A 13,754-nucleotide genomic window follows, 5' to 3' on the forward strand; every position below is an offset into this window, starting at 1 on the left:
ATCGGGCCGACAAATTTGTAGGGCGGGCAAACGAAGCACTCCCGCCAAAAAGTGATATCAAGCGCTGCGACGCAGCATACCTTGTTTTTTCAGCCATACCAGCAGAATGGAGATGGCGGCAGGTGTTACGCCGGAAATACGCGATGCCTGGCCGATCGATACCGGTTTGTGATCGTTCAGTTTGGCAATGACCTCATTCGACAAGCCGGAGACCTGACGATAATCCAGCGTTGCAGGCAACAGGGTGTTCTCATTACGCTGTTGCCTCTCGATCTCTTCCTGCTGACGGGCGATATATCCTTCGTATTTCACCTGAATTTCAACCTGTTCTGCGGCCTGAGCATCATCAAGCGCAGGTGCAAACGCAGATAAAGAGGTCAACTGAGCATAGGTCATATCCGGGCGACGCAGCAGATCTTCACCGCTCGCTTCACGTGACAAAGGTGTCGCCAGGTGAGCATTCACTTCTGCTGCGGACTCCGCTAACGGATTCACCCAGGTTGATTTGAGACGCTGGCGTTCTTGTTCAATACGCTCCAGCTTCTCGTTGAAGCGAGCCCAACGCTCATCGTCCACCAGTCCCAGCTCACGGCCAATTTCGGTCAGACGCAGGTCGGCGTTATCTTCGCGCAGCATCAAACGGTATTCCGCGCGTGAGGTGAACATGCGGTACGGTTCTTTGGTGCCCAGCGTACACAGATCGTCCACCAGCACACCAAGATAAGCCTGATCGCGGCGCGGCGCCCAGCCGTCTTTGTCAGCAGACAAGCGTGCGGCGTTCAGACCAGCCAGCATCCCTTGCGCGGCAGCTTCTTCATAACCGGTCGTACCGTTGATCTGACCAGCAAAGAACAGACCCTGGATGAATTTGCTTTCCAGAGTAGGTTTCAGGTCGCGCGGATCGAAGAAATCATACTCAATCGCGTAGCCAGGACGGACGATTCTGGCATTTTCCATCCCCTGCATGGAACGGACAATTTGCATCTGCACATCGAACGGCAGGCTGGTGGAGATGCCATTCGGGTAAATTTCGTTAGACGTCAGTCCTTCCGGTTCGAGGAAGATCTGATGTTGGTTACGATCGGCAAAGCGCATCACTTTGTCTTCGATCGACGGGCAATAGCGTGGGCCGATACCTTCGATCACGCCTGCGTACATCGGGCTACGATCGAGGTTATTACGGATCACATCATGGGTTTTTTCATTGGTATGCGTGATGTAACACGGCATCTGGCGCGGATGTTGAGATGCATCGCCCAGGAATGAGAATACCGGCATCGGGTTATCGCTGTTTTGCTGGCCGAGCACGCTGAAATCAATCGTGCGCGCATCGATTCGCGGCGGTGTACCGGTTTTCAGGCGACTGACGCGCAGCGGCAGTTCACGCAGACGACGTGACAGCGGAATAGACGGCGGATCGCCAGCGCGGCCGCCGCTGTAGTTGTCCAGACCAATATGAATTTTGCCGTCGAGGAAAGTCCCCACGGTTAACACGACCGCTTTGGCACGGAACTTCAGTCCCATTTGGGTTACCGCGCCCACGACACGATCGTTTTCAACAATCAGATCTTCAACCGCCTGTTGGAAGATCATCAGGTTAGGTTGATTCTCCAGCGCGGTACGTACTGCCTGGCGATAGAGCACACGATCGGCCTGAGCGCGAGTAGCACGAACGGCAGGCCCTTTGCTGGCGTTTAGTATCCTAAACTGGATACCCGCATGGTCGATCGCTTTTGCCATCAACCCACCAAGCGCATCCACTTCTTTTACCAGGTGTCCCTTCCCAATACCGCCGATCGCCGGGTTGCAGCTCATCTGTCCCAGAGTGTCGATATTGTGTGTCAAAAGCAGAGTCTGTTGACCCATTCGCGCCGCGGCCATTGCGGCCTCGGTGCCTGCATGACCCCCGCCAATGATGATGACGTCAAAAGGATCCTGATAAAACATGGTGATTGCCTCGCATAACGCGGTGTGAAAATGGATTGAAGCCCGGGCCGTGGATTCTACTCAACTTTAGTCGATGGAGAAAGACCTGGGATCCTGGGTATTAAAAAGAAGATCTTTTTATTTAGAGATCTGTTTTATTGTGATCTCTTATTAGGATCGCACCTTTCTGTGGATAAGGGCGATCCTTTAAGTAAGATCAACAGGTTGCTGAGGATCATTAGCTGTGAATGATCGGTGATCCTGGTCCGTATAAGCTGGGATCAGAATGAAGGGTTATACACAACTCAAAAACTGAACAACGGTTGTTCTTGGGATAACTACCGGTTTATCCAAGCTTTTAACCAGAGTTATCCACATAAAAAAGTACGATCTTTACAAATCTCTGAGCAACGGATGCCACGATCCCAGCCAAATTTCAGCCGGATCTTCCGGAATTTCATGTTCCAGTACGTTGATCCTGAGCGTTTCGCCGATCTGTTTTGCCCCACAGGCCTTCAATTCGGCTTCCAGCTTGTCGATTGCGCCGCAAAAGGTGTCATATTCACGACTGCCGATCCCGATTGCACCAAAGTGCACTTGTGACAGGTTCGGTTTCTGCTCGCGTAAAGCATCATATAAAGGCTGCAGGTTGTCAGGAATGTCTCCTGCTCCGTGCGTGGAGCTGATAATCAGCCAGATCCCGTCAGTCGGAACCTCTTCAAGCATTGGCCCATGCAGTATTTCGCTGGAAAAACCGGCGTCGTCCAGCTTTTCAGCCAGATGCTCTGCTACATATTCCGCACTGCCAAGCGTACTACCGCTGATAAGAGTGATGTCTGCCATGATCGCCCACCTTTATAAAGAGGGCGTATTGTACGCTGTGTGCGAGCTGGGATCTACCTGTGGAAAAATAGGGGATTAAAAAAACCGATCATGGCTTGATGGTACGCATAATCGGGTTCTGCAAGACGATCAGGGTTTCAGTGGACTGAATTTCGTCAATTGTTTGGATCTTGTTGATAAGTACCTGCTGCAACGCGTCGATCGATTTGCACATTACCTTAATAAAGATGCTGTAGTGCCCGGTGGTGTAATACGCTTCGGTCACTTCATCGAGGCTTTCCAATCTTGCAAGTGCTGACGGATAGTCTTTCGCACTTTTCAGAATGATGCCGATAAAGCAGCCGACGTCGTAACCCAATTGTTTGGGACTAACATCAATCCGCGCGCCGGTAATGATCCCGGCCTGCTTCATCTTTTCTACGCGAACGTGAATTGTTCCTGGGCTGACGCCGAACTGTTTGGCTAATTCTGCGTAGGCTGTACGGGCATTTTCCATCAGGGCATCAAGAATGCCGCGGTCCAGATTGTCGATCTGATAATTTTCCATAGGTTTTTCTTATGTAGATTAATGATTCCCTCTATTTTAGTCGTTAATTTTAACGAATCAAAATCGAAGTCGGCTTTTTGTTTGTTGATTATTGAATATTACCTCCATTCTGTTGCTTAATCATAGGCAACAGGACACAGGAGTACACATAATGAAAACCGCTTACATTGCCAAACAACGTCAAATTAGCTTCGTAAAATCTCATTTTTCTCGCCAGTTGGAAGAGCGTTTAGGTCTGATCGAAGTTCAGGCTCCGATCCTCAGCCGCGTTGGAGATGGTACGCAGGATAACTTGTCGGGCTGTGAAAAAGCGGTGCAGGTGAAGGTTAAAGCATTGCCAGACGCTCAATTCGAAGTGGTTCATTCACTGGCGAAGTGGAAGCGTCAAACGTTAGGACAACACGACTTTAGCGCAGGCGAGGGGCTGTACACGCATATGAAAGCCCTGCGTCCCGATGAAGATCGCCTCTCCCCGCTGCACTCAGTGTACGTTGACCAGTGGGATTGGGAGCGCGTGATGGGCGACGGTGAGCGTCAATTCTCCACTCTGAAAAGCACAGTAGAGGCTATCTGGGCGGGAATTAAGGCCACCGAAGCTGCGGTTAGCAGAGAGTTTGGTTTGGCACCGTTCCTGCCAGAGCAGATCCACTTTGTTCATAGCCAGGAGCTGTTATCTCGTTATCCGGATCTTGACGCAAAAGGTCGTGAACGTGCGATCGCTAAAGAGCTGGGCGCGGTATTCCTGGTGGGGATCGGCGGTAAACTCAGTGACGGTCACCGTCATGATGTACGCGCGCCGGATTATGATGACTGGAGTTCAGCGTCTGAGCTGGGTCATGCCGGTCTGAACGGTGATATTCTGGTCTGGAACCCGGTTCTGGAAGATGCGTTTGAGCTGTCTTCTATGGGGATCCGTGTGGATGCTGACGCTCTGAAACACCAGCTGTCTTTGACCGGTGATGAAGATCGCCTGAGTCTGGAATGGCACCAGGCGCTGCTGCGTGGTGAAATGCCGCAGACAATTGGTGGGGGGATTGGGCAGTCGCGTCTGACCATGCTGTTGCTGCAATTACCGCACATTGGCCAGGTTCAGTGTGGCGTATGGCCGGCCCAGGTACGTGAAAGCGTCGCTTCTCTACTGTAACAATTAACGCCGCCAGCGTCTGAGCAGGCGGCTTCGCATCCCGGTATCAAAGCGCCAGATATGATCGAAAATGCGCATGATGCCGGGTTTGCCATGTGCTGACATCGCTACCGCATGAAAACGGTGCTGGTGCACCCGCTGTAATTCCCCCACTTTGCTGACGACTTCATCGGGTAATCGCTGAGCGATAAAATCTGAGATAACCACCGCATCGGCATCAAACCATTCCCGACCCTGCATGCGTTCAATAATGGCGCGAAAACAGCTGGCAATATCAGTGCCCCCACGAAAGCGCTGACTTAAAAAGCGGATCGCCTGTTCGATGCCCTCCGGGCCGGAAAGCTCATAGCGCACCACTTCTGTTGAAAACAGCATAATGAAACAGCGCCGGTTATCTGCAAGGGCGACGCGCATTAGCGCCAGGCAAAAGGCTTTCGCACACTGCTCATTAAATCCGCCCATCGATCCTGATGTATCAACGCAGACGATAAAAGGTCCGCGCGGCTGCTCGTCAAAATCCTGATGCACCACCGGACGTTCTGTTACCTTCTCACGCCATGCTTCGCCGTGCAGGCGGTAGGTCAGCAGTTGCTTTTCCACCAGCCGTCGGTAGAACTCGTATTCCAGTTCGGTAATGCCCAACGTGGCCAGTTCTGGCGGTAGCAGGCGCAGGATATCGTCACTTTGCTGGATGCCATCCACCTGCTCCGGGACGGTTGCCGGTTCGCGCACCAGGGTACGGAAGGTTTCCATTGGCGCATCTTTACGCGGCACGGATTTCGCCTCTCTGGAACGACCTAACTGCTCGGCCAGGCGCTGGAGTTCGGGTTGTTGCGTCAGAAATTCGCCGTATTTCACCATCAACTGATAATCACCGCGCTTGATTTGGCCCGCGCTCATATCCCACAACCGGCCTGCAGCGTTATCATTTTCCGCCAGAACGGGTTCCAGTTGTCCGCTAAGGGTCATCCGTTCCTGTACTTCACTGAGCAAATGCTCGCGCTCTTCTTCCAGCAGTTGCTGATTCAGCGTTGTGGTTTGCACCACCAGGCTCAGGCGCCAGCGCTGGAGAAAAAGCGTATGTAGGGCGGGCGTAAAGGTGCTGTTGTCATTGACCAGTTGCTGCGCTTGCCCAGCCCAGGGCGAATGGAGTCGGTGCAATAGCGATAATATTTGCGGTAGTTGAACGATAAACTGTGCATGAGAGAGGAGCTGGCTTTGTTGATAACAAATGACTTCTTCTGCCAACTCCGGCGGCACATGGGTATCTTTGAGGCGGCTACGCAAAGATTCGCGCCAGCGGGGAATATCGTCAGTGATCGCTTTTTTAAGGCGAGGAAATTTTTTAAAAAATACCACCATCTTTGGGGAAGCCAACAGGGCGACGATCATCTCTTCGATCATCGCCTCTTCGCTGACTGCCAGCATTATGTTGAGTGTATCAAGGGTCAGCATTGTTGCGCCTGGCGGATTTGCACCCCGACATCCTGCAGGCTGGCCTCAATGCGGCCTAACCAGTCGCTATGAATAAACAGGCATTTTTGCTGTTCGCTGAATGCGCTGTGCTGCTGATGCCACTCGTTATCGAGCGCTTCAAGCTCCTGCTTTATCTCTGCGGGCATACTCTCTTGCGAAGCCCCCGGCAGCGCCAGGCGAGAACCCTGTAAACTGACATCGCGCACAACCAGATGCTGTGCACTATCGACTTCCATATTCAGTGTTTGGGCAAAGCCGATCCCGTTTAATTTTCCGCGGATTTCACCGCCTTTTGTTAGCCACAGTTCCAGCGCACTGCGTTCAAAAGCAATATGGATAACTTCCATATCATGCAGCTTTAATGGCTTTTGTAGCAGTAATGTCACGACTGAGGACGTAGCTTCTGGTGGTAAATCATAATGAGGACGACGACTGAACATGCCACCCTGACGGATTACCGTGAACGCCGTTTTGTCGCTTTGTTGCTGCTGGAGTTGAATGCGGCGCTGCACAATACTGCCGAGGCGCGTCAGCATGGCTTGCTGCTGCCAGGCGTGTCCGGTCATCAATATTTCAAGCTGCTGTTGCATCAGATTCAGGCTTTGCGCGTCGTACCACAGACAATCTTTCAGCAGGATCAGGTCGATAGGTACTACCGCATCACGTCCGCTAAAGAAAGCGCTGGCCTGGAGTAAACGGATCGCTTTTTTCCAGCGACGATCGGACACGTAGGGGGCATTTGGTAGCGTGTCCAACTGCTGGCGTAGGGTGAAAATAAGCTCAAATACGCGATCGGGAAGCTTGATGGCGCCGATGTCTTTTTGCCACTGGTGATACTCTTCATCCGTCACCTGCAATGATGCGGGGACCGGGTTGTCGCTTTCATCCTGCTGACTTAGTAGCATGGAGCGGAAATTGGCCTTGTCCTGAACTTTATCCAGCCACAGACGAATCAGCATACGGTCGTACAGCGCTTCCAGGCTGCTGTCGGCTTCAGGCAGTTCGTTGGAAGCGGCAACCAGCAGACGCATCGGAATTTTTTCTTCATACGCGCCGTTGCGAAAGTGACGTTCGTTAATGGCGGTCAGCAGGGTGTTAAGAATTGCCGGGCCTGCTTTCCAGATTTCATCAAGAAAAACGATTTCAGCTTCAGGAAGATAGCCCGCCGTTAAGCGTTCATAGCGACCTTCGTCTTTAAGGGCCTGTATGGACAGCGGGCCGAAAACTTCTTCCGGCGTAGAGAAGCGCGTCATCAGGTATTCAAAAGCGCGTGCATTTTGGAAGGCAAACTTCAGTCGGCGGGCAATTAAGCTCTTTGCGATCCCCGGGGGGCCTAATAAGAAAACGCTCTCGCCGCTGAGTGCTGCCAGCAGACACAGACGAATGGCGTGGCTACGTTCATAAAGTCCCTTTTCCAGCGCATTGCTCAGACGGGAAATTCTTTCCGCTAATAAATGTGGGTGAGCCATAATGAAGTGGCGTCCTTTCGCCAAATGTACTGCATAAACTGCGAGTATAGATGCTTCACACCATTGCAGTAATAGACTGAAGGTGCGCTTATTTTTCTTTGAGCCAGATTAATCTGGTCTCATTTAGGGGTACGATTTTGTGATTAATCGTGCATACTGTGCGCCTTTTTGTGGGCCAAGGGACGACGCACACATTTCTTATATATACACCAAATCAATCAAGCTGCACCAAGGCGGCAATGGAGTTTTCTCCTGGGATGGGGGGAATAACGAATGCAGCCCACACGGAGTGGCTTGAAAGATGATGTGTATAAACGAAAGACGAGTCTATGAGCACTGATAATAAACAATCATTGTCTGCGATTACCCTTGCAGCCATTGGGGTTGTCTACGGTGATATTGGTACCAGCCCACTTTATACGCTTCGTGAATGTTTGTCCGGCCAGTTTGGTTTTGGCGTTGAACGTGATGCCGTATTTGGTTTTCTCTCGCTGATTTTCTGGCTGCTGATCTTTGTTGTCTCCATTAAATACCTGACGTTTGTCATGCGCGCAGATAACGCCGGAGAAGGCGGGATCCTGACGCTGATGTCATTGGCCGGGCGCAATACCTCGGCGCGAACAACCTCCATGCTGGTCATTATGGGATTGATAGGCGGCAGCTTCTTCTATGGTGAAGTGGTGATTACGCCAGCCATTTCGGTGATGTCTGCGATTGAAGGTCTGGAGATTATTGCCCCGCAACTGGATACCTGGATTGTTCCGCTCTCGATAATCGTACTGACCCTACTGTTTTTGATTCAAAAACACGGTACCGGCATGGTCGGTAAGCTGTTTGCGCCGATTATGCTGCTGTGGTTCCTGACGCTGGCGGTTTTAGGCGTACGCAGTATTATTAGCAATCCGGAAGTACTGCAGGCGCTAAATCCGTATTGGGCGGTGCATTTCTTCCTCGAATTCAAAACGTTGTCTTTTATTGCGCTGGGTGCGGTGGTGTTGTCGATTACCGGTGTTGAAGCGCTGTATGCGGATATGGGCCACTTCGGTAAGTTGCCGATTCGCCTGGCATGGTTCTCTGTGGTGTTGCCTTCACTGGTACTGAACTATTTTGGTCAGGGGGCGCTACTGTTAAAGCATCCTGAAGCGATCAAAAACCCGTTCTTCCTGTTGGCGCCAGACTGGGCGTTGATCCCGCTACTGATCCTCGCTGCGCTGGCGACGGTAATCGCTTCGCAGGCGGTTATCTCCGGTGTGTTCTCGCTGACGCGTCAGGCCGTGCGTTTGGGATATTTATCGCCAATGCGCATTATCCATACCTCGGAAATGGAGTCGGGCCAGATCTACATTCCTTTCGTTAACTGGATGCTCTATTTTGCGGTGGTTATTGTGATTGTGAGTTTTGAACACTCCAGTAATCTGGCCGCGGCGTACGGGATTGCGGTAACGGGGACGATGGTGCTGACCTCTATTTTGTCGACCACCGTGGCGCGCAAAAACTGGCACTGGAATAAATACTTCGTCTTCCTGATCCTGGTGGCATTCTTGTGCGTCGATGTTCCGCTGTTCTCCGCGAACCTCGATAAACTGATTTCCGGCGGTTGGCTGCCTCTGACGCTGGGTCTGGTGATGTTCACCATCATGACCACCTGGAAAAGTGAACGCTTCCGTCTGCTGCGTCGTATGCATGAGCACGGTAACTCTCTGGAGGCGATGATTGCTTCTCTGGAGAAATCGCCACCGGTACGCGTGCCGGGAACGGCTGTATATATGTCCCGCGCACTGAACGTCATCCCGTTTGCGCTTCTGCATAACCTCAAACATAACAAGGTGCTGCATGAGCGCGTTATTCTGCTGACGCTGCGCACGGAAGATGCGCCCTATGTTCACAACGTGCGTAGGGTGCAGATTGAGCAGTTATCGCCCACCTTCTGGCGCGTGGTTGCCAGTTACGGTTGGCGCGAAACGCCGAACGTGGAGGAAGTGTTCCATCGCTGCGGTCTGGAAGGCTTAAGCTGCCGGATGATGGAAACCTCCTTCTTCATGTCGCACGAGTCGCTGATTGTCGGCAAACGACCATGGTACTTGCGTCTGCGCGGTAAGCTGTATCTGCTGTTACAGCGCAATGCGCTGCGTGCGCCGGACCAGTTTGAAATCCCACCGAACCGGGTTATTGAGCTCGGTACTCAGGTCGAGATTTAATCTCATCAACGCCCTCTTTCATCGTGAAAGGGGGCGTTTTGTTTTGCCCCTCCCAGTTTTCATTTCATCTAATGATAATCCTTGCGAAACGTTTCGATGGCGATCACATTTTCGTAACGTCGCGGTGGTTTTCTGTCCACTCTTCGCACTACACTTATCTCCAGCGAAACGTTTCGCTAGTGGGGAAAGAAAATGAAGAAAGGCACGGTACTCAACTCTGAAATTTCATCGGTGATCTCCCGTCTGGGGCATACCGATACGCTGGTGGTGTGTGATGCAGGTTTACCCATCCCGAACAGCACAACGCGTATCGATATGGCATTAACCCAGGGCGTACCTTCTTTTATGCAGGTACTGGATGTGGTAACACGTGAAATGCAGGTCGAGGCGGCCATTCTCGCGTCGGAAATTAAACAACATAATCCGCAACTCCACGAAACGTTGCTCAGCCACATTGAGCAACTGCAACAACACCAGGGAAACACCATAGAAATTCGTTACACCACGCATGAACAATTCAAAAAACAAACCGCAGACAGTCAGGCGGTAATTCGCAGCGGAGAGTGTTCTCCGTATGCGAATATCATTCTCTGTGCTGGCGTCACGTTCTGAGGCCATCATGAACGCATTACTGCAACTCAAAGGGATCGATAAAGCGTTCCCGGGCGTAAAAGCGCTATCCGGCGCCGCGCTGAATGTCTACCCAGGCCGCGTAATGGCGCTGGTGGGCGAAAACGGCGCGGGTAAATCCACCATGATGAAGGTGCTGACCGGAATCTACACCCGTGATGCCGGTTCCTTATTGTGGCTGGGGAAAGAGACCACCTTTAACGGCCCGAAATCCTCCCAGGAAGCCGGAATCGGTATCATCCACCAGGAGCTGAACCTGATCCCGCAACTCACTATCGCTGAAAACATTTTTCTCGGTCGTGAGTTTGTGAATCGCTTTGGCAAAATTGACTGGAAGAAGATGTACGCCGAAGCCGATCTGCTGCTCGCCAAACTCAATCTGCGCTTTAAAAGCGACAGGCTGGTCGGTGAGCTGTCGATTGGCGATCAGCAGATGGTCGAAATTGCTAAAGTGCTGAGCTTTGAATCGAAGGTCATCATTATGGATGAACCGACGGATGCCCTCACCGATACTGAAACCGAATCCCTGTTCCGCGTCATTCGCGAACTGAAATCCCAGGGACGCGGCATTGTCTATATTTCTCACCGCATGAAAGAGATCTTCGAGATTTGCGACGACGTAACCGTCTTCCGCGATGGGCAGTTTATTGCCGAGCGTGAAGTCGCATCGCTTACCGAAGACTCGCTGATTGAAATGATGGTGGGACGTAAGCTGGAAGATCAGTACCCGCGCCTGGAAAAAGCGCCGGGTGATATTCGCCTGAAGGTCGATAATCTGTGCGGTCCTGGCGTAAACGATGTGTCATTCACGCTGCGTAAAGGCGAGATCCTTGGCGTATCGGGGCTGATGGGGGCCGGACGTACCGAGCTGATGAAAGTGTTGTACGGCGCATTGCCACGCACCAGCGGCTACGTCACGCTTGATGGCCATGAAGTGGTTACCCGTTCGCCGCAGGATGGACTGGCTAACGGCATCGTCTATATTTCTGAAGACCGTAAACGCGATGGTTTAGTGCTCGGCATGTCGGTGAAAGAGAACATGTCACTGACCGCGCTGCGCTATTTCAGCCGTGCAGGTGGAAGCCTTAAACATAAAGATGAGCAGCAGGCGGTGGGTGATTTTATTCGTCTGTTCAATGTTAAAACCCCATCGATGGAACAGGCTATCGGCCTTCTTTCCGGTGGTAACCAGCAGAAAGTGGCGATTGCGCGCGGTCTTATGACCCGGCCAAAAGTGCTGATCCTTGATGAACCAACGCGCGGCGTTGACGTTGGGGCCAAGAAAGAAATCTATCAGCTTATCAACCAGTTTAAGGCCGATGGGCTGAGTATCATTCTGGTCTCTTCTGAGATGCCAGAAGTATTGGGCATGAGCGATCGAATTATCGTTATGCATGAAGGGCATCTCGGCGGTGAATTCACTCGCGAGCAGGCCACTCAGGAAGTATTAATGGCTGCCGCTGTGGGCAAGCTTAATCGCGTGAATCAGGAGTAAAAAAGATGACTACCCAGGCTGTTTCTGGTCGCCGTTATTTCACTAAAGCATGGCTTCTGGAGCAAAAGTCGCTCATCGCTCTGTTAGTGCTGATCGCGATTGTTTCCACCATGAGCCCTAACTTTTTTACCGTTAATAACCTGTTCAACATTCTTCAGCAAACGTCGGTGAACGCCATCATGGCGGTTGGCATGACGCTGGTTATCCTGACGTCGGGTATCGATCTGTCCGTCGGTTCATTGCTGGCGCTGACCGGTGCGGTTGCGGCTTCGATTGTAGGGATTGAAGTCAATGCGCTGGTGGCTGTTGCTGCGGCCCTGGCGCTCGGCGCTGCCATTGGCGCGGTGACCGGAGTGATTGTCGCGAAAGGTCGCGTGCAGGCGTTTATCGCGACTCTGGTTATGATGCTGCTGCTGCGCGGTGTGACCATGGTCTACACCAACGGCAGTCCGGTAAACACCGGGTTTACTGACAATGCCGATCTGTTTGGCTGGTTCGGGATTGGTCGTCCGTTAGGCGTCCCTACGCCGGTGTGGATCATGGGGATTGTCTTCCTCGCGGCGTGGTACATGCTGCACCACACGCGTCTGGGGCGTTATATCTATGCGCTGGGCGGTAACGAAGCGGCAACGCGTCTGTCCGGTATCAGCGTCAGTAAAATCAAAATTATCGTTTACTCACTGTGCGGCCTGCTGGCATCACTGGCGGGCATCATTGAAGTTGCGCGCCTCTCCTCTGCGCAACCGACGGCAGGTACTGGCTATGAGTTGGATGCTATCGCTGCGGTGGTATTAGGCGGAACTAGCCTGGCGGGTGGTAAAGGACGAATTGTTGGGACGCTGATCGGCGCATTGATTCTTGGTTTCCTCAATAATGGGTTGAATTTGTTAGGTGTATCCTCCTATTACCAGATGATCGTCAAAGCGGTGGTGATTTTGCTGGCGGTACTGGTAGACAACAAAAAGCAGTAACAACGATTACAGGACATCTTAAATATGAACATGAAAAAACTGGCTACCCTGGTTTCTGCTGTTGCGCTGAGCGCCACCGTGAGTGCGAATGCGATGGCGAAAGATACCATTGCGCTGGTGGTCTCCACCCTCAATAACCCGTTCTTTGTTTCTCTGAAGGATGGGGCGCAAAAAGAGGCGGATAAGCTGGGTTACAACCTGGTGATTCTGGACTCGCAGAACAACCCGGCGAAAGAGCTGGCTAACGTTCAGGACTTAACGGTTCGTGGAACTAAAATTCTGCTGATCAACCCAACCGACTCTGATGCCGTTGGTAATGCTGTGAAGATGGCTAACCAGGCAAAAATTCCGGTTATTACCCTTGACCGTGTTGCCTCCAAAGGCGAAGTGGTAAGCCACATTGCGTCTGATAACGTGTTGGGCGGCAAAATTGCGGGTGATTACATCGCGAAGAAAGCAGGTGAAGGCGCAAAAGTTATCGAACTGCAGGGGATTGCCGGAACTTCAGCGGCGCGTGAGCGTGGCGAAGGTTTCCAGCAGGCCGTTGCGGCACACAAATTTAACGTACTGGCCAGCCAGCCGGCAGACTTCGACCGCACTAAAGGTTTGAACGTCATGCAGAACCTGCTGACCGCGCATCCTGATGTGCAGGCCGTATTTGCTCAGAACGATGAAATGGCGCTGGGTGCGCTGCGCGCACTGCAAACCGCGGGTAAATCTGATGTGATGGTGGTTGGATTTGACGGCACTCCAGATGGCGAAAAAGCAGTAAATGATGGCAAACTGGCTGCGACCATTGCTCAGTTGCCGGATCAGATCGGCGCGAAAGGCGTCGAGACTGCGGATAAAGTCCTGAAAGGCGAGAAGGTTCAGGCTAAATATCCGGTTGACCTGAAGCTGGTCATCAAGCAGTAATACCGATTCAGGTCGCTCGCGGCCTGATGGAGACATAAATACGCCATCCCCGTATCTGGTTTTGGGGATGAAAGCGTAAAAAGAAAAGCAGGGCACGCGCCACCCTAACCCGGTGGCGCACTTTGACTTGGAACACCAAA

The 13,754-nt window shown here is 52.1% G+C and carries 11 protein-coding genes; 6 read left to right on the top strand and 5 right to left on the bottom strand.

The genetic code is table 11. The annotated features are described in order from the left end of the window. Window positions 1-57: 57 nt before the first annotated feature. The 3 genes from mnmG to asnC form a co-directional block, all read right to left on the bottom strand. Window positions 58-1,947, bottom strand: a complete 1,890-nt coding sequence (gene mnmG, locus WC1_RS01290) for a tRNA uridine-5-carboxymethylaminomethyl(34) synthesis enzyme MnmG (protein WP_003023784.1) — start codon at window positions 1,945-1,947, stop codon at window positions 58-60. 372 nt (window positions 1,948-2,319) lie between these two features. Then, window positions 2,320-2,769, bottom strand: a complete 450-nt coding sequence (gene mioC, locus WC1_RS01285) for an FMN-binding protein MioC (RefSeq protein ID WP_003023782.1) — start codon at window positions 2,767-2,769, stop codon at window positions 2,320-2,322. A gap of 88 nt (window positions 2,770-2,857) precedes the next feature. After that, on the bottom strand, window positions 2,858-3,316 hold the full coding sequence (asnC, locus tag WC1_RS01280; protein WP_003023780.1) for a transcriptional regulator AsnC: 459 nt from the start codon (window positions 3,314-3,316) through the stop codon (window positions 2,858-2,860). Between the two features lie 151 nt (window positions 3,317-3,467). Between asnC and asnA the strand changes: the two genes are divergently transcribed. Beyond that, window positions 3,468-4,460, top strand: a complete 993-nt coding sequence (asnA, locus tag WC1_RS01275; protein WP_016151221.1) for an aspartate--ammonia ligase — start codon at window positions 3,468-3,470, stop codon at window positions 4,458-4,460. Between the two features lie 3 nt (window positions 4,461-4,463). Here asnA and viaA read toward each other — a convergent pair whose 3' ends face one another. Both viaA and ravA read right to left on the bottom strand, forming a co-directional pair. Then, window positions 4,464-5,915, bottom strand: coding sequence for an ATPase RavA stimulator ViaA (gene viaA / locus WC1_RS01270; RefSeq protein ID WP_003023773.1), 1,452 nt, complete (start codon window positions 5,913-5,915; stop codon window positions 4,464-4,466). Continuing rightward, on the bottom strand, window positions 5,909-7,405 hold the full coding sequence (ravA, locus tag WC1_RS01265; RefSeq protein ID WP_016151222.1) for an ATPase RavA: 1,497 nt from the start codon (window positions 7,403-7,405) through the stop codon (window positions 5,909-5,911). Before ravA ends, viaA begins: the two co-directional genes overlap by 7 nt. A 329-nt stretch (window positions 7,406-7,734) precedes the next feature. Here ravA and kup point away from each other — a divergent pair, with 329 nt between their 5' ends. From kup to rbsB, 5 genes are all read left to right on the top strand, one after another. Next, a complete protein-coding gene (gene kup, locus WC1_RS01260) occupies window positions 7,735-9,603 on the top strand; it encodes a low affinity potassium transporter Kup (protein WP_016151223.1) in 1,869 nt (622 codons plus the stop codon). 192 nt (window positions 9,604-9,795) lie between these two features. Beyond that, the gene (gene rbsD / locus WC1_RS01255) at window positions 9,796-10,215 is read left to right on the top strand and encodes a D-ribose pyranase (RefSeq protein ID WP_003023766.1); all 420 of its coding nucleotides are present in this window, start codon (window positions 9,796-9,798) and stop codon (window positions 10,213-10,215) included. Window positions 10,216-10,222: 7 nt separating this feature from the next. Beyond that, a complete protein-coding gene (gene rbsA / locus WC1_RS01250) occupies window positions 10,223-11,728 on the top strand; it encodes a ribose ABC transporter ATP-binding protein RbsA (RefSeq protein ID WP_003023764.1) in 1,506 nt (501 codons plus the stop codon). Between the two features lie 5 nt (window positions 11,729-11,733). Beyond that, entirely contained in the window at window positions 11,734-12,699 is a 966-nt protein-coding gene (rbsC, locus tag WC1_RS01245; RefSeq protein ID WP_003023762.1) for a ribose ABC transporter permease, read from the top strand. Between the two features lie 24 nt (window positions 12,700-12,723). Further along, window positions 12,724-13,614: a ribose ABC transporter substrate-binding protein RbsB gene (gene rbsB, locus WC1_RS01240; RefSeq protein WP_003023760.1), complete on the top strand. Its 891-nt coding sequence runs from the start codon at window positions 12,724-12,726 to the stop codon at window positions 13,612-13,614. Window positions 13,615-13,754 lie beyond the last annotated feature (140 nt).

The sequence above is a fragment of the Citrobacter sp. KTE30 genome, assembly GCF_000398825.1.
Taxonomy (GTDB): domain Bacteria; phylum Pseudomonadota; class Gammaproteobacteria; order Enterobacterales; family Enterobacteriaceae; genus Citrobacter; species Citrobacter freundii.

What these genes read in the sequence shown, in the direction of transcription:
- mnmG (WP_003023784.1), bottom strand. Translation starts at nt 1,947, where the DNA reads ATGTTTTATCAGGATCCTTTTGACGTCATCATCATTGGCGGGGGTCAT.
- mioC (WP_003023782.1), bottom strand. Translation starts at nt 2,769, where the DNA reads ATGGCAGACATCACTCTTATCAGCGGTAGTACGCTTGGCAGTGCGGAA.
- asnC (WP_003023780.1), bottom strand. Translation starts at nt 3,316, where the DNA reads ATGGAAAATTATCAGATCGACAATCTGGACCGCGGCATTCTTGATGCC.
- asnA (WP_016151221.1), top strand. Translation starts at nt 3,468, where the DNA reads ATGAAAACCGCTTACATTGCCAAACAACGTCAAATTAGCTTCGTAAAA.
- viaA (WP_003023773.1), bottom strand. Translation starts at nt 5,915, where the DNA reads ATGCTGACCCTTGATACACTCAACATAATGCTGGCAGTCAGCGAAGAG.
- ravA (WP_016151222.1), bottom strand. Translation starts at nt 7,405, where the DNA reads ATGGCTCACCCACATTTATTAGCGGAAAGAATTTCCCGTCTGAGCAAT.
- kup (WP_016151223.1), top strand. Translation starts at nt 7,735, where the DNA reads ATGAGCACTGATAATAAACAATCATTGTCTGCGATTACCCTTGCAGCC.
- rbsD (WP_003023766.1), top strand. Translation starts at nt 9,796, where the DNA reads ATGAAGAAAGGCACGGTACTCAACTCTGAAATTTCATCGGTGATCTCC.
- rbsA (WP_003023764.1), top strand. Translation starts at nt 10,223, where the DNA reads ATGAACGCATTACTGCAACTCAAAGGGATCGATAAAGCGTTCCCGGGC.
- rbsC (WP_003023762.1), top strand. Translation starts at nt 11,734, where the DNA reads ATGACTACCCAGGCTGTTTCTGGTCGCCGTTATTTCACTAAAGCATGG.
- rbsB (WP_003023760.1), top strand. Translation starts at nt 12,724, where the DNA reads ATGAACATGAAAAAACTGGCTACCCTGGTTTCTGCTGTTGCGCTGAGC.